The organism is Pseudomonas sp. LFS044, from assembly GCF_047978245.1.
GTDB lineage: Bacteria > Pseudomonadota > Gammaproteobacteria > Pseudomonadales > Pseudomonadaceae > Aquipseudomonas.
The window spans coordinates 100,360-125,933 of the sequence record NZ_JBFPFX010000001.1; the positions used below are offsets into that span (position 1 = coordinate 100,360).

21 protein-coding genes and 1 pseudogene are annotated in these 25,574 nt (G+C 56.1%); 13 read left to right on the forward strand and 9 right to left on the reverse strand.

The features are described from left to right. Positions 1–151 precede the first annotated feature (151 nt). From ACNQPL_RS00525 to ACNQPL_RS00545, 5 genes and pseudogenes are all read left to right on the forward strand, one after another. On the forward strand, positions 152–976 hold the full coding sequence (locus ACNQPL_RS00525; protein WP_416465219.1) for an SDR family NAD(P)-dependent oxidoreductase: 825 nt from the start codon (positions 152–154) through the stop codon (positions 974–976). 51 nt (positions 977–1,027) lie between these two features. Continuing rightward, positions 1,028–2,479, forward strand: a complete 1,452-nt coding sequence (locus tag ACNQPL_RS00530; protein ID WP_416465221.1) for an aldehyde dehydrogenase family protein — start codon at positions 1,028–1,030, stop codon at positions 2,477–2,479. Between the two features lie 70 nt (positions 2,480–2,549). Beyond that, on the forward strand, positions 2,550–3,338 hold the full coding sequence (locus ACNQPL_RS00535; protein ID WP_416465223.1) for an HpcH/HpaI aldolase family protein: 789 nt from the start codon (positions 2,550–2,552) through the stop codon (positions 3,336–3,338). A 114-nt stretch (positions 3,339–3,452) separates the two neighbouring features. After that, positions 3,453–4,430 carry a ketopantoate reductase family protein gene (locus ACNQPL_RS00540; RefSeq protein WP_416465225.1) on the forward strand — a complete coding sequence of 326 codons (978 nt, stop codon included), beginning with the start codon at positions 3,453–3,455 and terminating at the stop codon, positions 4,428–4,430. A 90-nt stretch (positions 4,431–4,520) separates the two neighbouring features. Further along, positions 4,521–5,418, forward strand: a pseudogene (locus ACNQPL_RS00545) (LysR family transcriptional regulator). Positions 5,419–5,459: 41 nt separating this feature from the next. On the opposite strand, the gene ttdB reads toward ACNQPL_RS00545, so the two are convergent. The 6 genes from ttdB to ACNQPL_RS00575 all read right to left on the reverse strand — a co-directional run bounded on the left by ttdB (position 5,460) and on the right by ACNQPL_RS00575 (position 11,827). Then, complete coding sequence (gene ttdB / locus ACNQPL_RS00550; RefSeq protein ID WP_176515467.1) at positions 5,460–6,068, reverse strand: L(+)-tartrate dehydratase subunit beta; 609 nt, start codon at positions 6,066–6,068, stop codon at positions 5,460–5,462. A gap of 8 nt (positions 6,069–6,076) precedes the next feature. Beyond that, a complete protein-coding gene (ttdA, locus tag ACNQPL_RS00555) occupies positions 6,077–6,976 on the reverse strand; it encodes a L(+)-tartrate dehydratase subunit alpha (protein WP_416465227.1) in 900 nt (299 codons plus the stop codon). Between the two features lie 202 nt (positions 6,977–7,178). After that, on the reverse strand, positions 7,179–7,955 hold the full coding sequence (locus ACNQPL_RS00560) for a glucose 1-dehydrogenase (protein WP_416465229.1): 777 nt from the start codon (positions 7,953–7,955) through the stop codon (positions 7,179–7,181). 41 nt (positions 7,956–7,996) lie between these two features. Further along, the gene (locus ACNQPL_RS00565) at positions 7,997–9,223 is read right to left on the reverse strand and encodes an ABC transporter permease (protein WP_416465231.1); all 1,227 of its coding nucleotides are present in this window, start codon (positions 9,221–9,223) and stop codon (positions 7,997–7,999) included. Positions 9,224–9,246: 23 nt separating this feature from the next. Next, positions 9,247–10,788, reverse strand: a complete 1,542-nt coding sequence (locus tag ACNQPL_RS00570) for a sugar ABC transporter ATP-binding protein (protein WP_416465233.1) — start codon at positions 10,786–10,788, stop codon at positions 9,247–9,249. A gap of 43 nt (positions 10,789–10,831) precedes the next feature. Continuing rightward, positions 10,832–11,827, reverse strand: a complete 996-nt coding sequence (locus ACNQPL_RS00575; protein WP_416465235.1) for a sugar ABC transporter substrate-binding protein — start codon at positions 11,825–11,827, stop codon at positions 10,832–10,834. A 527-nt stretch (positions 11,828–12,354) separates the two neighbouring features. Here ACNQPL_RS00575 and ACNQPL_RS00580 point away from each other — a divergent pair. From ACNQPL_RS00580 to ACNQPL_RS00610, 7 genes are all read left to right on the forward strand, one after another. Then, positions 12,355–13,197 carry an SMP-30/gluconolactonase/LRE family protein gene (locus ACNQPL_RS00580; RefSeq protein WP_416465237.1) on the forward strand — a complete coding sequence of 281 codons (843 nt, stop codon included), beginning with the start codon at positions 12,355–12,357 and terminating at the stop codon, positions 13,195–13,197. 91 nt (positions 13,198–13,288) lie between these two features. Then, positions 13,289–14,932 (forward strand): GMC family oxidoreductase, encoded by a 1,644-nt coding sequence (locus tag ACNQPL_RS00585; RefSeq protein ID WP_416465239.1) that lies wholly within the window; start codon positions 13,289–13,291, stop codon positions 14,930–14,932. 34 nt (positions 14,933–14,966) lie between these two features. Further along, positions 14,967–16,439, forward strand: a complete 1,473-nt coding sequence (locus tag ACNQPL_RS00590; RefSeq protein ID WP_416465241.1) for an NAD-dependent succinate-semialdehyde dehydrogenase — start codon at positions 14,967–14,969, stop codon at positions 16,437–16,439. 42 nt (positions 16,440–16,481) lie between these two features. Next, complete coding sequence (locus tag ACNQPL_RS00595; RefSeq protein ID WP_416465243.1) at positions 16,482–17,888, forward strand: MmgE/PrpD family protein; 1,407 nt, start codon at positions 16,482–16,484, stop codon at positions 17,886–17,888. A gap of 21 nt (positions 17,889–17,909) precedes the next feature. Further along, a complete protein-coding gene (locus ACNQPL_RS00600) occupies positions 17,910–18,197 on the forward strand; it encodes a putative quinol monooxygenase (RefSeq protein ID WP_416465245.1) in 288 nt (95 codons plus the stop codon). A gap of 138 nt (positions 18,198–18,335) precedes the next feature. After that, on the forward strand, positions 18,336–19,694 hold the full coding sequence (locus ACNQPL_RS00605; RefSeq protein ID WP_416465247.1) for a carbohydrate porin: 1,359 nt from the start codon (positions 18,336–18,338) through the stop codon (positions 19,692–19,694). 215 nt (positions 19,695–19,909) lie between these two features. Continuing rightward, positions 19,910–20,737 carry an IclR family transcriptional regulator gene (locus tag ACNQPL_RS00610; RefSeq protein ID WP_416465249.1) on the forward strand — a complete coding sequence of 276 codons (828 nt, stop codon included), beginning with the start codon at positions 19,910–19,912 and terminating at the stop codon, positions 20,735–20,737. A gap of 72 nt (positions 20,738–20,809) precedes the next feature. On the opposite strand, the gene ACNQPL_RS00615 is transcribed toward ACNQPL_RS00610, so the two are convergent. The 3 genes from ACNQPL_RS00615 to ACNQPL_RS00625 all read right to left on the reverse strand — a co-directional run bounded on the left by ACNQPL_RS00615 (position 20,810) and on the right by ACNQPL_RS00625 (position 24,396). Then, positions 20,810–22,111, reverse strand: coding sequence for an MFS transporter (locus tag ACNQPL_RS00615; RefSeq protein ID WP_416465251.1), 1,302 nt, complete (start codon positions 22,109–22,111; stop codon positions 20,810–20,812). A 91-nt stretch (positions 22,112–22,202) separates the two neighbouring features. Continuing rightward, positions 22,203–22,967, reverse strand: a complete 765-nt coding sequence (locus ACNQPL_RS00620; protein WP_416465253.1) for an SDR family NAD(P)-dependent oxidoreductase — start codon at positions 22,965–22,967, stop codon at positions 22,203–22,205. A 46-nt stretch (positions 22,968–23,013) separates the two neighbouring features. Beyond that, on the reverse strand, positions 23,014–24,396 hold the full coding sequence (locus ACNQPL_RS00625) for an MmgE/PrpD family protein (RefSeq protein WP_416465255.1): 1,383 nt from the start codon (positions 24,394–24,396) through the stop codon (positions 23,014–23,016). 164 nt (positions 24,397–24,560) lie between these two features. Between ACNQPL_RS00625 and ACNQPL_RS00630 the strand changes: the two genes are divergently transcribed. After that, a complete protein-coding gene (locus ACNQPL_RS00630) occupies positions 24,561–25,505 on the forward strand; it encodes a LysR family transcriptional regulator (RefSeq protein WP_416465257.1) in 945 nt (314 codons plus the stop codon). Positions 25,506–25,574 lie beyond the last annotated feature (69 nt).

A 25,574-nucleotide genomic window follows, 5' to 3' on the forward strand; every position in this document is an offset into this window, starting at 1 on the left:
CGCAAATCACATATGGTTTGACAAATCCCACAATTCGACATAAATCTATTGTCGAGATCGCGTCGTCAGGTCGTCATGACCTTCTTCAGGCGCCAGCGATTGCTTCGATGGCCTCTGCGGCCCTCTACGCCACTCATCATCAGGAACTACCATGAGCGATTCATCCGTAACTCACGCCCCCGCCGACTCTGGGGTCCCTTTCGAGGCCCGCGACTTCAGCGTTCAGGAAAAGGTCGCAATCATCACCGGTTCAGGCCAAGGCATCGGCAGGGAGCTCGCCCGGCAGTACGCCGCAGCCGGAGCGTTCCCGATCATTGCTGATCTGAACCTGGCAAAGGCCGAAGCTGTTGTTCAGGAGATCAAAGCAGCAGGTGGCCAGGCGCTGGCCGTGCAGGTCGACGTGAGTAACAAGGCATCGGTGGACGCGATGGTTGCCGCGGTTCTGAAGGCATACGGCCGCATTGATGTCCTGATCAACAACGCGTCAGTCTTTGCCGCGCTTGAAAAGCGCGCGTTTGACGAGATTCCACTGGAACAGTGGCACTCGGTGCTGAACATCAACATCACGGGTACCTATCTGTGCGTATGTGCCGTAGCCCAGGCGATGCGTGCAGCTCGCTCTGGCCGGATCATCAATATCTCCTCCGACGCCGTGCCTCGCGGGACTATGAATTACCTCCACTATGTAACCTCGAAGTCTGCCCTTATTGGCATGACCAACTCTCTGGCTCGTGAACTGGGTAGTCATGGCATTACCGTCAACTGTATTCGCCCAGGCAGTGTTGCCACTGAGGTTGATCGCACCTCCAATCCGACAGCTGAAGTTCGCCAACGCGCTGCAGCGTTGCAGTGCATCCCGCGTGGAATGATGCCGACCGACCTGGTCGGGATCATGTTGTTCCTTGCAACGCCAGCGGCTTCGTTCATCACCGGCCAAACCATCGCATGTGACGGTGGATACACCCACAGCAGTTAATCGGCAAACGGGGGCTATGCAAACGCAGGCTCAGCTGGAGGCAAGCGCAAAATGAAGCATTACGGAAAGTTCTACATTGATGGCGCGTGGGTGGATTCCACCGGCCCTCGTGTCCAAGAGCTGGTCGACCCGACCACGGGAAGCGTGTTTGCTACCGTGGCGATGGGGGAGATTGAAGATGTGAACCTGGCGGTGGCAGCAGCCCGGCGAGCTTTCGTCGATTACTCGAGATCGAGTATCGAGACGCGCTACGAATTGATCGGGCGCATCATCCACGCCTATGAAAAGCGTGCCGACGATTTTTCCATGGCCATAGCCCAGGAAGTGGGCATTCCTCGTAGTGCTCGCGCTCAGGTAGCCGGTCCTGTCGAGCACATGAAGGTCGCAAGGGAGCTACTCAAAAAGTACCCGTTTGAATCGCGCATGGGCGATACGATCATCCGCCGTGAGCCGCTAGGCGTATGCGCGCTGATTTCGCCCTGGAACTGGCCAATACAGACCACCGTCATAAAACTGATTTACGCCTTGGCGGCGGGTTGCACGGTAGTTTCCAAGGCCAGTATCAACTCACCAGTCAGTGCTGTTTTGTTGGGTGAGGTGCTCGAAGAAGCGGGTGTGCCAAAAGGAGTTTTCAATCTAGTTAACGGTTCCGGCCGAGTGATTGGCGAGGCGTTGTCCAACCACCCAGATGTTGACATGATTTCCTTCACTGGCTCGACCGGTGCCGGTCAGCAAGTTGGCGAATCGGCTGCGCGCTCGATCAAGCGTGTGTGCCTTGAACTGGGCGGCAAGTCGGCCAACATCGTGCTCCAGGATGCAGATTTGGAGAAAGCCGCCCGCTGGAATGTTCAGCGCTGCTTTTTCAACGCGGGTCAGTCTTGCCACGCGCCAAGCCGCATGCTCGTTCATGAGAGTCAGATCGAAGCGCTGATACCTTATCTGGTTGACGAGGTAAACAAGTTCAGATTGGGCGATCCCCGCGACCTCGCCACAACCATGGGGCCCGTGGTCAGCCAGACACAGTTCGACAGCATTCAGCGCCATATTCAATCGGCTATCGATGAGGGGGCACGCCTTGTAGTCGGCGGTACCGGTCGGCCCGAAGGTTTAGAACAGGGTTTCTTCACCCGGCCGACGGTATTCGTCGATGTAGCCCCGAACATGACGATTTCACGCGAGGAAATCTTTGGGCCAGTGCTAGCTGTCGTGCCCTACGCCACCGAGACCGAGGCCTTGGAAATCGCGAACGATTCCCCCTACGGCTTGGGCGGCTACGTCTTCAGTGGTGACCGGCGCAAAGGCTATGAATTTGCCAGTGGTCTTCGTGCCGGTAGGGTTTGCTTCAATGGCGCCGCGACCAATTCGATCACACCTATGGGCGGATACAAACAGTCCGGTATCGGGCGTTCCATGGGCGCATTCGGCCTTGAGGAGTATCTGGAGATTAAATCGGTATATGGCTTCGAGGCAGAAGCGGTGGGATTGCCTGAGCTGTTCGCCTGAATCGGATGCCCCGTAGCAGTCGTTCAGCTTGGCCATCGGGGCGAGCCAGCCTATTTTGCGAGAATAAAAAATGAATGCTTCAAACGTTTCAATTCGAAATGGTGTCAAGGAAAAGCTGGCGCGTGGCGAGCCGGTGTACTCGATGACGGCCCGGTTGGTCCGCTCGATTGACATCGCCAGCATTGCACACACAGCAGGCTTCGACTCGCTGTATATCGATATGGAACACAGCAGCTACTCCCTGGAGGCGGCCGGGCAGGTCTGCATGGCGTGCATTGCACTGGGCGTGACGCCCTTTGTTCGTGTGCCCAGCCCAGATCCACACTTCATTGCTCGGGTTCTCGACTCGGGCGCTCTGGGCATAATTGTTCCCAGTGTCCAGTCCGCCGAAGATGCCCGGGCCATCGTGCGCGCGGCCAAGCATGCACCGTTGGGCGAGCGGTCGGTAGCGGGGGCGCCGCCACAGCTGCACTACCGGTCGTTGCCCGCTGCGCAAGTAACCAAGATGCTCGATGACGCCACGATGATCATTGCGATGATCGAGTCCATGGCAGGGTTGGAAGCAGTGGAAGAGATCGCTGCTGTTGAGGGGGTCGACATCCTTTTGGTCGGTGCGAACGATTTGAGTGCCGCCTTGGGCGTACCTGGTCAGATGGACCACGATCTCGTGCGCAACGCTTACCAGCGAGTTCTCGATGCGTGTCTGACCCATGGCAAGGTGCTGGGCGTCGGTGGTATTGGGGGCCGTCCTGACCTGATCAAGGACCTGCTGGCCAAGGGGGCCCGGTATGTATCAACTGGCAACGACATCTCTTTCCTGCTTGCTGCTGCGACCCAGAAGCGACAGCAGTTTGACTGACTGGCTTCAGTCCTTCTCAACATTCTTCGTTCGTTTGCGCGTCGTGTGATGGCGTACTTCTACTACCGTAGACGCAGGCCATCACACGCCGTGCGCAGTTAGAGGGGTCGAACTATGAAAGTATGCGTATATGGGGCAGGAGCTGTCGGCGGGCATATCGCAGCCCGTCTGGATGCGGCTGGCGCAAACGTTTCGCTGGTGGCGCGGGGTGAGCACCTGGCGGCGATCCGCAAGCACGGACTGCGTGTTGAAACCCGAGATCGAGTCTTCCACTGCCAACTACTAGCGACTGATGATCCTGCATCGCTCGGACCGCAGGATGTCGTTATCGTGTCCGTTAAAGCACCGGCACTTCCGGCGATAATGTCAGGCATCGGGCCCTTGGTCGGTCCACAAACGCTGGTTCTCTTTGCATTGAATGGCATCCCTTGGTGGTACTGTCAGGGGGAGGGCGGTGTTCTGGAAGGCACGTCGTTGCCGCGTCTGGACCCTGGATCGGTAATTGCCGATGCACTAGCGCCCGGGCAGGTGGTTGGAGTAGTTGCTTACACTGCTTGTACCGTGACAGAACCCGGTGTGATCGTTGCCGGTAACCCGCGCAATCGTCTCATCCTAGGGCGACCGGACGGACGAGACGATTCGCGACTTGAGAGGTTGGCCGGGTTGCTGACCGCCGGAGGCCTGGAAATCGAGGTCACCGACAAGATCCGCAATGCAATCTGGGCAAAACTGGTCATCAATCTTACCGGAGGCGCTTTGTCGATCCTCACGGGTTCGACGATGAAGCAAGCGTTGACCAGTCCGTCCGTTGCCGAGGCTGCAAGTCGTATGGCTCACGAAGCCGCTGCCATTGCTCACGCATTGGGTTGCGAGCCGGGAAACATCTCCGACGGTTTGGCTCGTCTGGCAACTTCCACGCATAAGCAGAGCATCCTTCAGGACCTGGAGCTGGGCCGTTCGATGGAAGTCGATACTATCCTGCGTGCCCCGCTGGAGTTGGCAAAGCTGTGCAGTGTGGCGACCCCGACACTCGACCTGATAGTGGATTTGGCAGCGCGCCGGGCGATTTCCGCAGGCCTTTGTCAAGAATAATCGTGAGGGGCGGTTCGCGTTATTTAAACCACGTTCAAGACGGGCCGGGTGGCGTGTCTTGAACGTTTTTGTTTGAGCTGAGAGTGCTCAATGGACCTGCGCGACCTGAATTACTTTATGGTCATCGCCCAATTAGGACATTTGGGGCAGGCGGCCGCGCAACTCAATCGGAGTCAGCCCGCATTGAGTAAGAGCTTGCAGCGTCTGGAGGAGGGGCTGGGGGCTAGTTTGTTCCTGCGTGAGGGACGCGGTATCAAGTTGACTGAGGTCGGCGAGTTACTACTACAGCGCGGCAGGCAGCTGCAGATGACCGTTGCTGAAACCGAGCGGGAAGTGCGAGATTTGGCGCAGGGGTTGGTTGGAAACATCCGAATAGGATGTGCTGCGAGCATGGCTGACTATCTGCTGCCACAACTGACTGCTGCGTTGCTTGAGCGAGCCCCTAAACTCACGTTGACATTATCGATTGCTCAAGATGATGTGCTGACGGAGGCGCTTCAGTTAGGCCGGCTGGATGCAATCATCAGTCCCAAAATTGCTGAACGTTCACTGTTCACGTTCTACCCGGTCCTTCAGGACCAAGCGGTTGTAGTCGCCAGCGCAGAGCACCCATTATTCTGTGCCCCCTTTGTCGCTAGAGGTTTTAACGACTTACCGTTGGGTACTGCCCGCACGAAAAGTACCAGCCAGGCAGTGGCTGGATAGCGTTTTTCTGTCGCACGGATTGCCGCCGCCAATAGTACAGATAGAAACGAACGCAGTATCCTTGCTGCCGCGGTTGATCGACCGAACTCAGTTATTGAGTTTTATCGCCCGGAAAACCCTAGAGAGAGGGCAGGGGATGTGTCGTTTGCAGGAAGTGCAGTTGGAGGAAACGACAAGGTGTAGGAGGGTCGCTGTTGCTGTGCGTGCCGGTAGTTATCTGTCACCAGCGGCTCGGACAATGATTGAATTGCTTGAGCAGTTGGTGCTCTCATTTCCTGATTGAATTGAACGCCACAGCTTCCTTGCCGTGGCGGGCTTGTCAGCTTACTTGATGAAACGAACCTGGCTGTTGATCTTTTCGATCACCGCGCCCTTGCGCTCGTTGAAGCGGGCCTTGTTCTGCTCGAACAGGTTGTTGCCCTTGGTGTCGATGGAGATGATCAACGGCCCGAACTCACGCACGCGGTTGACCCACAGAGTCTCCGGCATGCCCAGGTCCTGCCATTCGGCGCGCTCGATCTCCTCGACCTGAGTGGCCGCCAGTACCGCGCAGCCGCCGGGGAACACCGCATGCACTGCTTTGTTCTCCAGGCAGCCGGTGGTGGTTTCCGGCCCCATGCCGCCCTTGCCGACGATCAGCTTCACACCGGTCTGTTCGATGAACTGCTTTTCGAATTTCTCCATGCGCATACTGGTGGTCGGGCCGATGGAGACCATTTCGAAGCTGCCATCTTCTTTCTTCTTGACGATAGGGCCGGCATGGAAGATTGCGCCACCACGCAGATCCACCGGCAGCTCGCGGCCCAACTCGATGAGACGGCGATGGGCCACGTCACGGCAAGTCACCAGCTGGCCGGTGAGGTAGACCACGTCGCCCACGTTGAGGCTGGCCAGGTCTTCGTCGCTGATTGGGGTGTTGATGATCTTTTTCACTGGGCTGTTCACAGCACTACACCTTCGTGGGAGAGGATGTCATAGGAGAGGTCGGCGTTGATGCGGATCTTGCCGCGGCGGTGCGCCCAGCAGCCGGTGGACACGGCGACACCGATGGTCGAAGGGTGGCGTGCCGAGGACTCGATGTTCACACCCATAACACTGCTGTTGCCGGTCAGGCCTTGGGGGCCGATACCGATTTCATTGAGGCCGTCTTCCAGCAGTTTTTCCATCATCGCCGCGCTTTCGTTGGGGTGGCTGGAATCCACCTCCCGCAGGATGGCCTTTTTAGAAAGGCGTGCCGCGGTCTCCACCGAGGTCGATACCCCCACTCCCACCAGCAACGGCGGGCAGGCGTTGACCCCGCGTGAGGTGATGACATCGAAGACGAACTCGGTCACCCCCTCATAGCCTTGCCCGGGCATCAGCACCTTCGCCGAACCCGGCAGGGTGCAGCCGCCACCGGCCATGTACACATCGACGATGGCGTAATCGGCATCGGGGATGATTTCCCAGTCCAGCCACGGGATTTTCGAACCGGTGTTGGTGCCGGTGTTCTTTTCGATGAAAGTTTCCACGGCATTGTGGCGCAGCGGGCCCTGGATGGTGGCTTCCTTGGTGGCGTTCTCGAGGATGCTTTCCATCTCGCCCAGCAGCGGGAAGCGTGCACCGGCCGAGACAAAGTACTGGATCACGCCGGTGTCCTGGCAGCTGGGGCGATTCAGCTTGTCCGCGTATTCCTGGTTGTCGGCCATCGAGTCGTACACCGCGATGGCCAGCGGATTGGTTTCCGCCGCACGCAGTTTGGCGGTTTTTTCCTTTACATCACGGGGCAGGCGTTTGCCGATATATGCGGTGAATTTAGCCATTACATCGGTTAATGATTCAACTGCTGCTTCTTTGTCCACAATTATCTCCCATACATCAAGCGGAAAGTGCTCAATTAAAAGCCAAGCGCAAGCATAGACAGCCTTCTTGGTTAAAGGCTCGCTAGTGAATGCACGGCTAAATCAAGTCTGTGATTTGCTTGGTTTCTAAAAATGCCATTGGCATTTCAATGCCCAGGTAAATGAGCAGAGTGCCTAAGCCTAGCTGGAACGTTAATGATATTCAGATTCCGGCCGTCTGCCCGCCATCCATGATCATTGCATGGCCTGTTACGAAACCAGCCTGTTCCGAGCATAGCCACAGCACGGCATTGGCAATTTCTTCAGGCCTACCCATGCGACCAACAGGCTCTTGTGCAATAACTCGCGCACGGCCTTCTTCGGTGTCGCCAGTAAAGCGCGACATCATTTCTGTGTCGATGATGCCGGGGCACAGGGCATTGATCCGAATACCTTTGCCGGCATGTTCCAGTGCCGCACATTTGCTGATTGCGGTAACACCGAACTTAGAAGCGCAGTATGCAGATTGTCCCTGGATGGCCATGACACCGGCACCGGAGGACGTATTGACAATAGCACCGCCGCCATGCTTCAACATTACATTGAGTTGATGCTTCATGCACAGGTAAACACTTTTCAGGTTGACGGCAAGGACGCGGTCCCACACGTCCTCTTCAATCTCGGGCAGCGTTGCTACCTGCTGCTCGATACCAGCGTTGTTGAAAGCGCAATCGAGGCTGCCAAAGGTGGCAACGGTTTTTTCTACAGCGGCCTTGATTGCTTTGCTATCGGTCACGTTACACACTACCGACAGAACCTTCCCGCCTGCAGCATCAATCAGCCGAGCAGTCTCTTCAAGGCCGTGCTGTGATAGATCTACCGCAGTGACAGCTGCGCCCGCTCTAGCGAAAGCGATAGCGGTGGCTCGGCCGATACCGCTGCCGGCACCTGTAACGAATGCAACTTTTCCTTCGAAACTGCCGTTGAACTGTTGGGTCATTTTGATGATCTTCCTGCTGGAAATAGTTGTCGAATAAGCGGTCAGTGTGTGGCCTTGCGACTACGATTGTTTCCGACCGTGTACAAGGCGGCTGCGCTTATGAGCACGATGCCTTCGATGAGGCCCTGGTAGTTCGCACCCAAATTGAGAATGTTGAAGCCGTTGGTCAGGGAGTAAAGCAATAGCGCGCCCGCGAGGGTCTTGATAACGCTACCGGCGCCACCGAACAATGAGGTTCCGCCCAAGATGGCAGCTGCGATGACCGAAAGTTCTGCACCGCTCAGGGCTGCAGGGTTGATGGAGCGTAAGCGGCTGGCAAAGAGGATCCCGGCAAAGCCGGCTGCCGCGCTGCACAAAACGAACGAGAGCAGTTTGTAGCGCAGGACATTGATGCCGGAAAGCCGAGCAGCTTCGGCATTGCCACCCACCGCATACAGACGTCGGCCTACCATGGTGAAACTGAGCACGAACCACACTACCGTTGTGAATATCGCCATGTAGATGACGGGTTTGGGTAACATGATCTTGCTGGTAGCGAGCGCGTTGAGCAGTAACAGCGCGATACCTGCCAACCCCATCCCAACCATGCTCGGCGTGATGGACCTGGCGGAGCTAAGAACTCTGGCAAATTTCACGATTGTGATCGCTATGAGTGCAACGCCCAAAGCGACTAAGAATGGGCCCGAATCAACACGTCCCGATTCAAATGCTTTCATCGCCAGGATGACGTCAGGGTTCTCTACCGAAAGTGAATGACCATCAGTGAAGATGAGCACGGCGCCGCGCAATGCAGTCATGGTGCCGAGCGTGACGATGAAGGCGTTGATGCCAACGAATTGAACGATTGAACCATTCAATAAACCGGCACAAATGGCGACAGTCATGGCAAAACCGCATGCGGGCAAGAACCCGATTTGGTCGGCGAACCCAATAAGAATGGTAGCTGATAGCGCGGCGACAGAGGCAACCGATAAATCGAAGTTGCCGCTGATCAGGATCACAGTCATGGCGACTGCCATAATCGCAATCAACGAAGACTGATAGATGATGTTGGTCAGATTGAGAACGCTAAGATAGTTGGATTTACCCAAATAAGTGGTGACGAAGGAAAGCGTGATCAGCAGCAGGAGAAGAGCATAATAGACACCCATTTCACGCAAGCTGAAAAGCTTCTTCCAATCCGCTTTCTGTACGCCGGACGAGGGCCCGCCTGCTTTCAATTGCGCGGGTTCAATCTTTTCGCGGGTAACTGTAAACATTTTCTTCATCTCAGTAGATCGAGGGGCATCGCTCAGTGGTCGTGGCTTGGCTGCGTCACACCTTGCCCGCCTGCCAGCATCAAAAGTTCGTGTTCGGAAGTTTCATGGACGGGGCGTTCAGCGATGCAACGTCCATCGCGCATTACCAAGATTCGGTCACTCAGGGCCAACAGTTCCTCCAGCTCAGAAGACACTGCGATGATCGCCATACCTTCTGCGGCGAGTTTGCGCACCAGTTTGATAATGTCGGCTTTGGCGCCGATGTCGATGCCGGCAGTGGGCTCATCGAGAAGCAGAACTTTGGTGTCGCTGAACAACCATTTGGCAATCGTGACTTTCTGCGCATTACCGCCGCTTAGTTCACTGACCAAGATGTCGGGGGAGCTGGCCTTGATGGCGAGGTTCCGAATGGCTTCCCAACCGCGCTCCCTTTCTCGTGCTTCGTCAGGCAGACTGCCGTAGCGCGAAACTGCTTTCAGTGCAGGTAATGTGGTGTTACGCCAGATTTCGAAGTCTGGAACAAGTCCTTGCCCCATTCGGTCTTCTGGAACCAATCCGATGCCGGCATTGACTGAAGCTGCGGTGCTGCGCTTCAGCTCACGGCCTTGGAAGAGCACTTTGCCGGTCACCTGCGCATCGGCACCGTAGATAGCGTGGAGCAATTCGCTTCGTCCCGAACCGAGCAGTCCAGCTACTCCGAGCACTTCACCGGCGGCCAATTTCAATGAAACACTCTGGAGTTTGCCGGGGGAGGAGACGTTGCTCAGTTCAAGCACCGTTTTGCGTGGAACCGTGTTTTCGCTGGCCATGCTCTGCTGCTGGGTGGTGCGTTCTTGCGCGATGATCTGTTTGCCAACGATGGCCTCAGCTAGCCGTTGTTCATCCAAGTCGCAGGTGTTGGCCCGCATCGCTGCTTGGCCGTCGCGCAGCACGGTAACGCAATCGGTAAGGGCCAGCACTTCGTCGAGGAAATGTGAGACAAAGAGGATCGCCTTGTTTTCTACCTGGGAGAGTCTACGGACGGTTTCATAAACGAATTCGCGCTCTTTGATCGCAAGGGAAGCGGTAGGCTCGTCCATAACGATCAGTTCGGCGCCCGTGGCCAAGGCCTGATAGATCGCGACCATCTGCCGTTGTCCAATAGACAGGTCGGCGACCTTTGCTTGCGGGCTCAGCCAGTAACCCACGCACTCGCACAGTTCATCGAACTGCTTGCGCAGGGTAGAGGCATGCCGCCATGTTCCGCTCTGCCCCAGGAACACGTTCTCGATCACTGACAAAGTGGGGACCAAGGGAATATGTTGGTGAATTGTTGCGACGCCCATGTCATTGGCAGCTTTGGGGCTGGTCAAATTCACCGGCTGTCCGCGCCAAATTATTTGCCCGCCCGAGGGGGCGTAGGCGCCGGACAGAATCTTGATCAATGTCGACTTGCCAGCTCCGTTGGCACCGAGCAAGCCGTGCACTTTGCCTTTCTCGATATCCAGGTCCACGCCACGCAAGGCAACGGTACCGTTAGGATACTTTTTCGCAACGCCATGCAGTCGCATGAGGGTCGTGGCGTGAGTGTTCATGGTTGTGGTCCCTTTTTTTGTAGCTATTGGGATGGAAAGCTGATCACCACTTGTCAGGGCATTGATCCAGGTTCTGTTTGGTGATCATCGGCATGTCGTAAGTGATGTACTGACCTTTCTTAGCATTCGGGTCCTTTACGGCGGCATAAAGCGCCTTGAACATCAGTTCACCAAGCAGTTGGGGGCGATTGCATACCGAGGCTTTGATCTCGTCTGCGGCGATAGCGTCTGCGCCAATTTTGGAGCCGCCCCCAGCAGCCACGATGGCCGCTTGCGAACCCAATGCGCTTACTGCACGGGCACACCCAACCGCCATGTCGTCGGCCTGGCTGTAGATCAAGTCGACATCAGGGTGGGCTGTGAGGATGTTCTGGCAGGTCTGCTCACCTTGTTCAGGTGTCCAGTTGGTAGGTTGGGACGCGACAACTTCATACTTGGCGCCAAGTTTGTTAAGCCCGTTCTTGAAGCCGCTCGTGCGTTGCTCTACCACGGAATAGCCAGCTGCCCCTTCAATGATGGCAATTTTGGCGGCGCGGTCCTTGGGCAGCAGGGTGGCCGCGTAGGTACCCGCAACCTCACCTGCTTTTATCTCGTCGGTGGTAACCAGTGCAGCAAGCTTTTCATAGGGAGCATCAATGGCCCGTTTGCGCGGGTCGCCAACCATCACGGCAATGGCGGCGACAGGGACTTTCTGCTCAGCGACTTTGTCGACGAATGATTCTGCAACGACCGAGTCTAGTGGCAGAAAGCCAATAGCGTCGACGTGTTGAGCCAACAGATCATCAATGGCGTTGCCCTGCTTTTCCACGCTGCCGCGTGGGTCGATGATTACGGCCTTCACGCCTGCAGCTTTCGCCGCATTTTCAAAACCCTTGATGGTGGCAACGTTAAAAGGGTGGCCGATGGCTGCCGGGATGTACCCGAAGGTCAATTCAGCCGCATTGGCTGCAGAGGCAGCGAGGAGGAAGGAGAGGGGGATAGCACTGTGCAGCAGCGCAGTGTGAGCGACCTTCTGAAGCTTGGAAATGATAAGCATCATTTTATGGATCCTTGAGCTACCGAGACATTGTTATTTTTGTCGTATCGATCCTTCCCAGGCTGAGCCGATTCGAATCGAGCGTCGGCCGTTCCATGGCATTGCGAAGGCTAGATGTCCGTTCGCCTCAAGCTCGAACTGTCGTTCAACCCGACACCTGAAGGTAAACCTGCCACGCCGGGCAGGCTGGCACATCAGGTATTTGTTGAAGATATCTCTTATTGTGGGATTGCGCAACATGGTTGGTTTTTTTTGATATCGAGCAGTGGGCAACCTATTAGCGCCCACCTCCACGTAGCTGCAAGGCAGGCAGGCGCCACGTTTTCTTCACGAATCCAGCAGAGGTTCCTTCAGTGAGATCCCCCAAGGTCCGCGCCCCTGTCCAGGCTTGTGTGATCGTAAAGCCGCCTTGAATAAATTAATAAAATCCCACTTATTGACACTAATCAATGTCTGGCGTAGGGTTTGGCTTAGGAATTTTCTTCTCTATCTCTCCTGACAAAAACAAACACTAAGGAGCGAGCACCCCGATGCGAGCATTGACAGCACAGCCACTTGCGGCCGATTTCATTTTTCTTGAGGCGCCTCGTTGGCATGAGGGCGCTTTGTGGGTGCCTGATGTGTTCGACTCGATCCTCTATCGTGTCGATGCCCGCGGTTACAAACAGGTGGTCGTTGACCAGTTGCCGCCTCGTCCCAATAGCCTCGGTTTCCTGCCAGATGGCACGCCTCTGCTGGTGTCCTCTGTTGAGCGACAGTTGCTAAAACTTGTTGGGGGAAGGCTTGAGGTATATGCAGACCTGTCGCATTGGGCGACAGGCGATCTCAACGACTTCGTAATCGATGATGACGGTCGCGTGTATGTGGGCAATTTCGGCTATGACCTCTTTGCGGGCGAAGCTCCCAAGGAAACCGATATCCACATCGTGCAGGCGGACGGCACGCTTCAGGTAGGCGGCAGCGGGGTCGAGTTCCCGAACGGCGCTGTGATCATCAATGAAGGACGGACTTTGGTGGTTGCGGAGACCTGGCGTGGGCGGCTGACAGCTTTTGACCGCTCGCCTGATGGTTCGCTGTCTAACAAGCGCGTGTTCGCTGAGTTACCTGGTCGCCAACCTGATGGCATGTGCGCCGATGCTCAAGGCGCAATCTGGGTCTGTTCGTTCAATACCGGTGAAGTGCTTCGATTGACGGAAGGAGCACAGATCACCCATCGCCTGGAGTTCCCGGGCAGCGCCGTTGCCTGCACATTGGGCGGTGAGGACGGTCGCACCCTGTACATCACTACCTACGACGGAAGCATCCCTGACCAGCAAGCACGCAAGCGGCTGGGTGTCCTCCATACGGTGCGCGTGGCAGTGCCGGCTCCGTAACCGGCCACACACCGGCGTGTTTGAACGAGTAAATCTTGAAAACCGACAGGCCTCGGCCTGCGCACCAGTCGAATAGGGCAGGAAAAGGTGTATGCAAATCTTTGATTACATTGTCGTTGGCGCAGGTTCTTCAGGGTGCTCGTTGGCACGTGGCCTGTGTGACAACCCTGACAATAATGTGTTGCTTCTGGAGGCTGGCCCGTCTGCCAACCGGTTCTGGGTTAATACCCCCGCGGGGATGGCCAAGCTGTATTTCAATGAGAAATTGAACTGGAATTTCCACACCACACCCATGGCGAATCTGCGTGACCGACAGATGTATTGGCCACGGGGGAAGTTGCTCGGCGGGTCGAGTTCGATCAACGGCATGGTGTTTATTCGGGGTCACCAGAAGGATTTTGATGGTTGGCGCAATCTTGGTAACCCGGGCTGGGGATACGATGATGTACTGCCGTATTTCAAGAAAATGGAGAGTTTCGAGCGTGGCGGCGACGACTATCGCGGCGTAAGTGGGCCGTTGTGGATCAGCGATCCGGTAGTTAAAGAGCAAAGTAGTTATGACTTCATCGAGGCTGCTACCCGGCAGGGTGTACCTTTTACCGAAGATATGAATGGCGCGTTGCACGACGGTGTTGGTTTCATGCAGCACAACATTCGTGACGGTGGTCGGCTTTCGGCGTATCGCGCGTTTATTGAGCCAGTGATCGAGCGCAAGAATCTTACTGTGCGCACAGGGTGCGAAGTCCAGCGTGTGTTGTTCAAGGGGCATACAGCGATCGGAGTCGAGATCCTGCGTGATGGACGTCGTGAGAGTATCTATGCGGCGCGCGAAGTCATCATGTCGGCGGGCTCCCTCAAGACCCCGCAATTGCTGATGCTGTCGGGTGTTGGGCCTTCTGCAGAATTGCAAAAGCACGCCATTCCATTGGTGCAGGACATCCCTGGCGTCGGTCAGAACCTACAGGACCACTTCTATATACACACTGGTTTCCGCTGCACACCTGACAGCTCCTACAACGCCAACCTGACGGGTGTGCGCAAGTATTGGGAAGGGTTCCGTTACCTGATGACCCGAAAGGGCTACCTCGCATTGGGCTCTTCTCAAGTCGCGGCGTTCGTCAAAAGTCGCCCTGAAGAAGACTATGCCGACCTGCAGATCAGCTTCCGGCCAATGACCTTCCAGTACTTCCCTGACGGCACAGTTGCCGTAGAACCAGAGCCTGGCGTAGGCGTGTCGGTGTATCAACTGCGCCCCAGCACTACTGGGACAGTCACACTGCGTTCTACCAATGCCTCGGATCCCGCAGACTATACCCCCAATTTCCTCACCAACGAATACGACATTAATGCCGTGATCAGCGGTATTCGCTGGATTCGCAAGATCATGGATAGCGAACCGATCAAGTCGCGCATCGTGGGCGAAGAAGTGCCTGGTATTGGCGTCCAGACCGATGAGGAGATCTATAACTACCTCGTCGAGACCGGCAACTCCGCACACCACCAAGCCGGCACCTGCAAGATGGGCAACGACCCGATGGCAGTTGTCGATGAGCGGTTACGAGTTCGTGGTTTGGAACGGCTGCGTGTTGTAGACGCATCAATCATGCCGTTCGTGACATCAGGAAATACCAACGCGCCGTCGATCATGATCGGCGTAAAGGCTGCTGACATGATCATTGAGGACGCGGTAGCCAGACAGCCGCTAGCCGATAATCACCAAATCAAACATGCGTGAGCGGTGTAATAGCCTGCTGCAGAGAGATAATTCCATGTCCAACCAGACTAATAGTTCGATCGGTGACACCCTCCCACAGACGCGGGTGGGCCTGTTTATTGATGGCGAGTGGATATACGACAGACCATCCTGTTTCGAGGTGTTAAACCCCAGCAATGAGCAAGCGCTTTATGCTGTGCCGGGAGCTACTGCTAAAGACTTGGAGCGTGCGTTAGCTGCTGCGCAGAAAGGCTTCGAGATCTGGCGGAATACGCCACCGGTCGAGCGCAACGTGATCATTACGCGCGCCATTGCGTTGGTCCGTGAGCGTGCCGAAATGATAGCTCGCACCATTACCCTTGAGAACGGGAAGCTGATTGCGGATGCTCGTGCTGAAGTAGAGCGCTCCGCAAGTTTCTTCGACTGGGATATGGCGCAAGCGCTTCGTGCCTACGGTACCATCGTCCCAGGCGAAGCTGGGATGCAGAAGCTGATCTTGCGCCAGCCCATCGGCCCGGTTGCGGGCTTTACGCCCTGGAACGTTCCCCTGAGCGCACCGTCGCGTAAAATCAGTGGAGCCCTCTGCTCTGGGTGTTCGATCATCCTCAAAGCAGCAGAAGAAACTCCTTCAGCTGCCGTGGCCATGGTCCAGTGCTTCGAAGAAGCCGGTTTACCGAAAGGTGTGCTCAACCTGGTATTTGGTAACCCGGCTGAAGTTTCGACGACGCTCATTGCCTCTCCCGTGACTCGTATGGTCACGCTCACCGGGTCAGTCGCCGTTGGCAAGCATCTGACCCAATTGGCGGGCCAGGCGATGAAGCCGGTGCTCATGGAACTGGGTGGGCATGCGGCTGTCATCGTGTGCGAAGGGGTAAATGCAGCCGCCATCGGGCGCATGGCACTCAAAAGCAAAATCCGCATCAACGCACAGTGGTGCGCAGCACCTGGCAGATTCCTGATCCACGAGAGCGTATACGAGGCGTTTGTATCGGCCTACGTTGATGCTGCGCTGGAAGTTCGTGTGCTTGATGGTATGGATGCCAGCGCTGACTTGGGGCCGGTTTCCAGTGGGCGCCGCCTAGCCGCTATGCAGCACTTGGTCGATGACGCCGTATCACGCGGCGGCAAAGTCGCTGTGGGGGGGGCGCGTGTGGGGTCTCGAGGATACTTCTTTGCCCCGACGTTGCTCACAGATATTCCTCTGGACGCCGCCATTATGACCGACGAACCCTTTGGTCCCGTGGCCGCTGCCGTTCCGTTCAAGACGCTGGATGAGGCGCTGAGAATTGCCAATAGCTTGCCTGTCGGTCTGGCAGCGTTTGCCTTCACTAATACCCTGGAAGAGGCCGAACGTTTAAGCCGGGACTTGGATCTAGGTGTTCTATCGATCAACCATTTCGGTGCGCCTGATCCCGACACTCCGTTCGGCGGTGTACGCGACAGCGGCATGGGTAGAGAGGGGGGGCCGTGGAGCCTGGATGCCTACATGGTAAGCAAAACCGTGCTGCAGAAAACGGCGCGCGTTTGATGCTCGCCGGCATTCTGACCAACCGCTACTTTGGGACTGAACATGCAAGCTCCATATACTTCCATCACTGACGAATCTTTGGATATCGCACGGCATTTCGCCGAGTTCGCCGCTAAGGCCCGCTACGAAGACGTGCCTACGGAGGCACGCGAGGCGGCCAAAAAAAGCATCATCGACACGTTGGGGGTGATGCTTGCCGCCAGCGGAATGGAGCCTGCGGTCCAAGGGGTGATCGAGGTCGTACGTGAGTCCGGTGGCGCGGCTGAGTGTACGATTCTCGGCTTCGGTGGACGAGCGCCCGCCATGATGGCGGCGCTAGCCAACGGCGCGCTCGCTCATTGCCTGGACTACGACGATCAGACGCCTTGGGGGCAGCATGCGGCAAGCTCCATCGTGCCGGCATTGTTGGCCTTGGCGGAGCGCCGTGGCGGTGTATCAGGCAAGGAACTGATCACGGCGGTCGCGGTAGGGCAGGACATCTTCGCGCGACTGCGATGCAATGTGGGCTGGAAGAAGGACTGGAATCTCTCGACGGTCCTGGGGGTCTTCGCCGCTACTGCAGCATCGGCACGTCTCCTGCAGTTTACGCCGGCCCAGGTTGGGAATGCGCTCGGCATCGCCAGTCTGCAGTGCTCGGGTATCATGGAGATGGTTTGTGGTACCGGCAGCGATCTTCGCGGCCTTTACGCCGGCTTCTCAGCCAAAGGCGCGGTATTAGCCACTCTATTGGCGGAAAAAGGCGTGCCGGGGATTGTCCGCCTGTTTGAAGGCGAATATGGATTCTTCAATACCTATTTCGACGGTCGTTATGATCGATCGAAGATCCTGCACGGGCTCGGGACCGATTATTTGGGTGCCGGCACGCTATACAAGCGTTGGCCTTCGGTGGGTACTGCTCACAGTCATATGAAGGCGGTTATTGATATCGTCACTGAACAGCGGTTGAGCAGCGCGGACATCGCTCAGATTCGGTTATCCGTGGGTGACTACCATGCACTCATGTGCGAACCCATCGAGCAGCGGATTGCACCGGCTACCCTGGCCGATGCGAAGTTCAGCCTGCCGTTCCTTGTCGCCGTTGCCGCCGTGCGCCGGGGCATGAGTGTGTCCGATTTTACTCAGGCTGGCCTTCGTGATCCTGAGGTTCTCGCCACTGCTCGGAAAATCGTTCTGGTTGCGGATCCCCGTCTGGACTGGAAGCTGGACCTGCCACCAGGTTTCGTCGAAGTGGTGTCCAACGACGGACGGACTTGGTCTACTTTCGGTACCCATATCCCTGGAAGCACCGAGAGTCCCATGGACTGGGGCGCATTGTCCTCGAAATTTTCAGAGTGTGCCTCGGTGGCGTACAGCGCTGTACCCAAGCCTGCAGTATTGCAGGCATTGAAAATGGCTGAAGTCCTTGAACAAGCCGAGGATGCGACCGAATTGTTGCGGTTGTTGCGTTAAATTATCCAGAGGTCATTGACAATGAGTGAAGTGTATTGTGTTGCCGTTACCCTCGCCAAGTCGGAACATTTGCAAGCTGTGAAAACTGCCCTTGAAAAATTGATTCCGCTTGGCCAGCAGGAAAAGGGCGTCCTGCAGTACGAAATGTATGTCGATCAAACGGAGCCTAGGCGTTTCGTCTTCATTGAAAAGTGGGAAAGCGCGGAGGACTTCCAGGCACATGTGAATGCACCGCATGTGCAAGAGTTCCTAAAAGCTACTGAAGGCCTGATTGAAGATAATTATTTCCACCCCTTATTCAAGCACTGATGGTTTTTCTCTAAGGCCTGTACAGTTTGCCTGTCAGGCCCCGTGTTATTAGATAGTCCTATTGAATGCTGGTTCAGTTACGAGGCTACCAGCAGGCTTGAGTTCGCGTCAAATAAAAATAAAATAGAGGAACACAAGATGGGTAAGAATATTTATAGTGTGGGCAAGAATCGCCTGTACTCCAATGCTGTGCTATTGGGTGCACTAGGTCTCGCCGGCAATACTTTCGCGGCTGACGCGTTCGATGTAAACTCAAAATACATGACGGGTGACTGGGGAGGGGTGAGAAATGAACTTCTGGAGAAGGGTTACGACCTTTCCTTGTTCTACACGTCCTCCACTGCGACCAACGTCAGCGGAGGTTATAATGACGATCAGACAGTCCGCTACGCCGACCAGTTTGCATTCGGCCTGCACATGGACCTTGAAAAAATCCTGGGATGGTCGGATACAGAGTTCAAACTGGCAGTTACTGAACGCAGCGGTCGTAACCTGAGCAACGATCGCATCAGCGATCCTCGTGCAGGTATGTTTAGTTCCGTGCAGGAGGTGTGGGGGCGGGGGCAGACCTGGCGGCTCACACAATTGTGGTTGAAGAAGAAGTTTTTGGATGAGCAGCTGGACATCAAGCTCGGGCGTTTCAATCCGGGCGAAGACTTCAACAGTTTCCCCTGCGATTTCCAGAACCTTGCGTTTTGCGGTTCGCAGGTCGGCAACTGGATTGGTGATGTCTGGTACAACTGGCCCGTATCGCAATGGGGCTTGCGCGTGAAGTACAACCTTACCCCAGAGCTGTATTTCCAGGTCGCTGCATTCGATCAGAACCCCTCGAATTTGGAGATCGGCAACGGCTTCAAAATGAGTGGCAGCGGCTCGCGCGGCACCCTGATCCCGGTCGAACTGGTCTGGTCGCCTAAGGTGAACGGTCTCCCTGGCGAGTACCGTGTGGGCTATTACAAAAGTACGCCAAAGGCTAACGATGTGTTCGAAGGCGCTGATGGTCAACCTCAGCCAGTCTCGGGCGGCGCGTTCCGTACGCATAGTAGCAAGCATGGCGGTTGGTTCGTGGCCCAACAGCAGGTGACTAGTCATGCCAGCGATGCCAGTCGTGGATTGAGCTTGTTCGGTAGTGTGACTTTCCACGACAAGGACACCAACTATGTCGATAGCTACCAACAGGTCGGAATGATCTACAAAGGGCTGTTCGATGGGCGGCCCAAGGATGATATCGGTGTGGGCTTGGCGCGTATTCATGTCAACGACGACGCTCAGAAGCGTACGCGCCTCGCCAACGAACTCAACGGCGTGAGTGACTATAACGATCCTGCATTCCAGCCGGTTCAAGACACCGAGTACAACGCGGAGATCTATTACGGCGTACATGTGGCGGACTGGTTGACGGTGCGTCCAAACGTTCAGTACGTCCGTCATCCCGGCGGCGTGAATGAAGTAGATGATGCCGTTGTAGTTGGCTTCAAGGTCCAGTCGAGTTTCTGACACACTTCCCTCGTTTGCAGACCGGGTGCCTCCCCGACCCTGCAGCGGCAGCTCATGTGAGTCCGCGGGCTATCTATGCCGCGGACCTTGCATTGAAGATCATCTTTCCTATAATTTGAGATTTTTCGCGGCTACTGCCGGTCATGACGCAAGCAATGCCTTTCGTCCTGCGGCCGCTCGCTGCGAGCATGATTGAAGGCAGGGGTTACTGAACGATGGCAGCGGACAACATGCTTGAAGTGGAAACGGGGTTTGAAGGTGACAAGGAAGAACATTCCCGGGATGGTGCCAGCAGCCTTATAAAAATGCTCAGCATCCTGGACCTGTTCACCTCCGAGCATCCTGCCTGGTCGACGGCCGCGATCATCGAAGCGCTGGAAACGTCGCGGTCGACCGGTTATAGGTACATTAAGACGCTGCATTCCGCGGGCTTGCTGAGCACGGTGGGCACCGGTAACTACGTCTTGGGTTCGCGAATTATCGAACTGGATTTGCAGATTCGAAATACCGACCCGCTGGTATTGGCCAGTAAAGGTGTACTGGAAGAACTGGTCGATACGATCGGTCACTCGGCGTTGTTGTGTACAGCGTTCCGAGATTCCGTATTGTGCATCAGGGAGCACCGTGCACCGCTGAGCCCAGAAAACCGATTTTGCCGCGGGCAGAGGCGACCGTTGTTTCAGGGGGCAGTTTCCAAGGTGATCCTGGCGTACTTTCCGCATCATCGTCTGAAAAGCCTCTATAGCCGTTGTCAGTTGGACATCGAGAACGCAGGGCTGGGATCCACCTGGGAGGCTTTTCGCAGCGGGCTCAGCAAGATTAAGAAGGACGGTCATATCATCACGGTGGGCGAGTTCAACCCAGGAGTCATTGGTGTGGCCGCGCCCATTATGAGCAGTAGCAACGTCGTCCTCGGTAGCGTTGGCGTTGCTTGGGATGAGAAAGAGCGGAAGGATGTCGACGTCAAGCGGGCGGTCCTCTCGGTGAAACGTGCCGCGAGAGAAATATCCAGCCGCTTGGAGCAGTTCGAGATCAAATCCTAGCGTCGGCTGAAATCGGAGTCGGAATATGGACGGCGTCACCCGGATTGGGTAGGCGCCGTCTTTTTTCAGGACTTAGTTAGTGACTGACTTCGGGTCGAATCGGATGGTTCTGTCTGCAGCGCAGCGGGTAATCATCAATATGATAATCACTGCTACGAAGGTGATAGCCGCCAGCACCAGTAATCCGGCAGTGAAGTCACCCGTGCGATCTCGGAAAAAACCCATTATCGAGGGGCCCATGAAACCGCCGAGATTAGCGATCGCATTGATGGCAGCAATCGACCCTGCCGCGGTTCGGGTTGGTATGTGACTGAAACACAATGACCAGAAAGGTGACATTGCTGCCCAGCATCCGACGGCGGCGCAACTGAAAGCGATCATCCGTGCCACCGGGTCGGTCATCAGGGCGGCAGCGACCAGACCTAAGCTGGCGAATACGATGGGGGCGGCGGTATGGAAACGTCGTTCCATTTTAGCGTCCGAGCGGCGTCCCCAAGCGACCATGACGATTGCCGCCGCCGCGTAAGGGACGGCAGCCAGCAGCCCGGTCTGCAGATCGTTCAAGCCGAATTCTTTGACGATGCGCGGGAGGAAGAAGCTGACCCCGTAGCTGGCGACCACCACGGAGAAATTAGCGACCCCCAGCATCAGTACACGTAGACTGAACAACGCCGACAACATGTTTCCGTGGGCAGGAGGGCGTTTGACTGCGTCCAATTCCAGTTGCTCGGTAAGGGCAATTTTCTCCCGCGGTGTCAACCATTTGGCGTCTGCAGGGCGATCAGCCAGATAGCGCAGCACCACGAACGCCAGTAAGACCGCAGGAAGCGCTTCGAGGAAGAACATCCAGCGCCATCCAGCGATGCCGAGCACGCCATCCAGCCCCAGCAAAATTCCCGAGATCGGTGCACCTATGGACAGCGAAATTGGGGCTGCACACAGAAATGCGCCCATTACCCGTGCGCGATATTGCGCTGGAAACCAGAGTGTTAAGAAATAGGTAATGCCGGGGAAAAAGCCAGCTTCAGCGGCACCGAGTAGCAAGCGTAAAGTATAAAAACCGTACTCCTCGGAGACGAAAGCCATCGCCCCCGACATGATGCCCCAAGTCAGCATGATCCGTGCGATCCAGCGCCTCGCACCGAACCGTGACAGCATCAGGTTTGAGGGAATTTCGAATATGAAGTAGGTGAGGAAGAACAAGCCCGCGCCCAAGCCGAAAGCTGCAGCGGTCAGACCGATGTCTTCACTCATATGGAGTGCCGCGAAGCCGACGTTGGCTCTGTCCAGATAAGCTACGAAATAACAGATCATCAGCAAAGGAATCAGGCGTCGGAAAGCTTTTTTGACGGCTGAGGCTTCATGATTCGACATTGAAAGTCTCCATTCTTGTTCTTGTGCGGAGTGGTCATCGCTTTAATGCATCAGCCCCAGGCTAATTCGCCAGGAGCTGATGCGCGCATGGTTAGACAGAAGCGATACAGGCCGTCTGTCCTCCGTCAACGCTCACCACTGCACCGGTCATGAAGCTGGCGTCGTCTGTCAGTAGGAACGCAGCCACAGCAGCGATTTCTTCCGGTTCACCTTCACGGCCAATAGCGTGCGCCGCACGGATACGCTTGGCTTTTTCCGGGTCATTGAACATGTAGGCGGTGAACGGCGTGCGCACCATGCCAGGCGCAATAGCATTGACCCGTATGCCATAAGGGCCCAGTTCTGCTCCCATGGTGCGAGTGATACCTGACACACCAAATTTCGATGCGACGTAGGGCATGCGGTTAGGGACACCAAGTATCCCTGCGCCTGAAGAAATATTGACAATGGCTCTGCTCGTCTGGTCGTCGCGTACGGCTCTGGCAAAGGCTTGGCACATCAGGAATGTGCCATCCAGATTTACTGCCATGACGTTTTTCCAGTCTTCGATGTCCGCGTCCAAGACACTACCTACGCCCTTGATACCTGCGCAGTTGATCAAACCATTTAGTTGACCGAATTTTTTTTGCACCGCTGCGACGAATGCCGTGGTCTGCTCTGGACTGGAAACATCGAGCGCAGCGCCGAACACCCGCTCTGTATCGGTGAAACGCGACGCCACTTCGTCGATGAGTTGAGGGTTGATATCTGCCAGCGCTACCGAGGCGCCCTCGTCATACAGGCGTTGCACACAGGCCGCACCGATTCCGCTCGCTGCACCCGTCACCAGTACCACTTTGCCGTTGAAACGATTCATGTTGATTCTCACTTTGTCAGTAGGAGGGCGAAAGATGGATGTAGAACTAACGGACCAGCATGTCGAAGAGGTCCTGGACCCGTTCTACGGTCTCTAGCGACTGCACGAGCTGGGCAGTCCTTTGCGCTGTTGCTGGGGTGATCGCAGTGGCGGCTACGGCCGCGCATTCATTGAATTTCTCCCCGAGGACCTGCCAGTTCAACGGCGCCTCCAGGCTGCCGGGCACATTGCTGCCAACTTTCTTCAGCACTCGCCCATCGCGCATAATCAGTTCCAGGCAGCCGTCTGGGATCTTGCATGTCCAGTCATAAGCGCTGTCCTCCACCGGCACCACTTTTTCAGCGAGGCCAAGGACACTTGGGTCTGTGAGTGAGTCAGCGGTGAAGTCTTTGATCCTGATTGCGCCGTGGTGAAGCGCCAGTGCAACACAGAATGGCAAGCTGAACTTGGCATCCACCAGCGTCCTGGGTGCCCGACGAACATCGAGAGGTGTGCACATGCGCATGTGGAAGTCCCCCACGTAGGCGCGAATCTGTTCGATGTCTTGTGCAGCTAATTGATGCTCTCGCATCAACTCGATAGCCGCATGGATATAAGTGTGGACGTTGCCGACCGCTGGCCAGGCCTTGTACAGCGTTGAGCCACCAAGGTAGGTCTGACCAAGGCCCGCGAGCATCTTGTTGCGGTCATACTCACCGTCAAAGTAGACCTTGAAGACGCCCGATGGTCCTTCGAACAAATGTTCAACACCGGTGATTCCATTTCGTGCCATTAGGACAGCCTGCAGAGCGCCTTGAGCGGTGAAACCTGCATACATGCCTCTCAGGTCGCTGCCGATTCCGAAGATCACCTCCATTGTGCCGGCCGACTGCATGCTGGCAATTCCGAACGCATGAGCGATCTGCGGAGCTGTAAGACCCAAGATATGAGCTGCTGCAGCGGTTGCGGAGTACACGCCTACGACGGACGAAAGGTTCCAGTCCTGACGCCATCGGACGTTGCATCGCAAGCGAACGAACAGGTCTTGGCCCACCGCGATGGCAGTCAATAGCTCTTTACCGCTGACGCCCCCCTTATATTGGGCTGCAGCGAGCACAGCGGGTATCACCGAGCTGTCTGGGTGCGCCCCCCAAGGTGTTTGATCGTCGTAATCTAGGCAATGGGCGAGCACGCCGTTTGCAAATGCTGCCATCGGAGCAGGTACCTTGCGACGAAAGCCAAATACGTCGCAGTCGGCCCTGCCGCCATTTTCGAAGATGATGTCGGTTACGCCTTTGACGGCAGGCTCCATGCCGCTGCCTGCGAGCATGACGCCAAAGGTGTCGAGAAGAGATTTTTTTGCACCCTCGATCGCTTCGGGGGGGATGGTGTCGTAACGAGCGTCAGCCACGTGACGGGCGAAGAGATGACTTAAATCGACAGTAGACATAATGGATTATGTGACCTCTGCAAGTGCTTTTGTTATTGGCGGAACGGGGGACATTCGCCCCTCCTATTTGCTTGCAAGCACGATCAATGTGCAGGGGGGGGGTACGATCAACAAGCGATGAATAACGGTCTATTATTAAGAAAAATTGGATAGTGAGTTTCTCGATGTCGCACCTGCGCTTCACTACACGCCAGCTCGCAGCTTTCGTTGAGGTGTCTCGAGTGAGAAGTTTCCGCGAGGCGGGCGAGCACTTGAATCTTTCGTCGTCTGCGGTCAGCCAATTGGTGGCGGACTTGGAGGCGGCAGTCGGTCTGAGGTTGTTTGATCGCACCACGCGAAGTGTGAGCCTTTCGCCTGCCGGACGAGAGTTCCTACCCTCTGCCCTGAGTGTGCTCAAGCACCTGCAATTGGCGCAGACTGCCGTTGATGACATTAGTAACCGCGCTGCCGGCGTGGTGCGGATAGCTGCGCCGTTGATCCTCGCCAGTCTCGTATTGCCTGCGACGATTCAGGCGTATACCCGTGACCGGCCTAAGGTCGTGATCCGAATTCGCGATGCATCGGTTGATAACCTGGTCGATATGGTCAGCAATGCCGATGCAGACTTGGCGATTGGGTCTGATTACCCAAATCAGGGGGATGTCGTCCGTACGGCTTTGTTCAAATCACCATGGGTATTGTGGTGCAGCCCAGCACATCCGTTGGCCACCGGTGAGGGGCTCACCTGGGCTCAGTTACGAGAATTTCCCTTAGTGGTTGCTGGCAGGGACTACGAGCGCACATTGGCGCTCACCCATGCGGATTCGTTGTCTACACAGAAGATCATTCCCGTGGATATCGTCGACAACATCAGCACCGCATTGGGGCTTGCTGCCATGGGTGATGTAGCGACGTTAGCCCCGGCCTATGTCGGAATTCTGGCTCGAAAGTTCGGACTCGTAATGCGACCGATCAGCAAGCCTGCGGACACTCGCCAAGTCTGCATCTACCACACCAACAACCGGGCTGTATCCCCTGTAGCAGAGGGTTTCCGTCAATATCTAATCCGTCGACTGCAGGACAACGATCGGTTCGGGCTCGATGGCATCTGGGAGTCATCGGATTCTTAATGACGGGTCGGAAATTTTTCACTATTGATAAATCCCATACTGCGAGATATATTAAATCTCGTCTTGCCT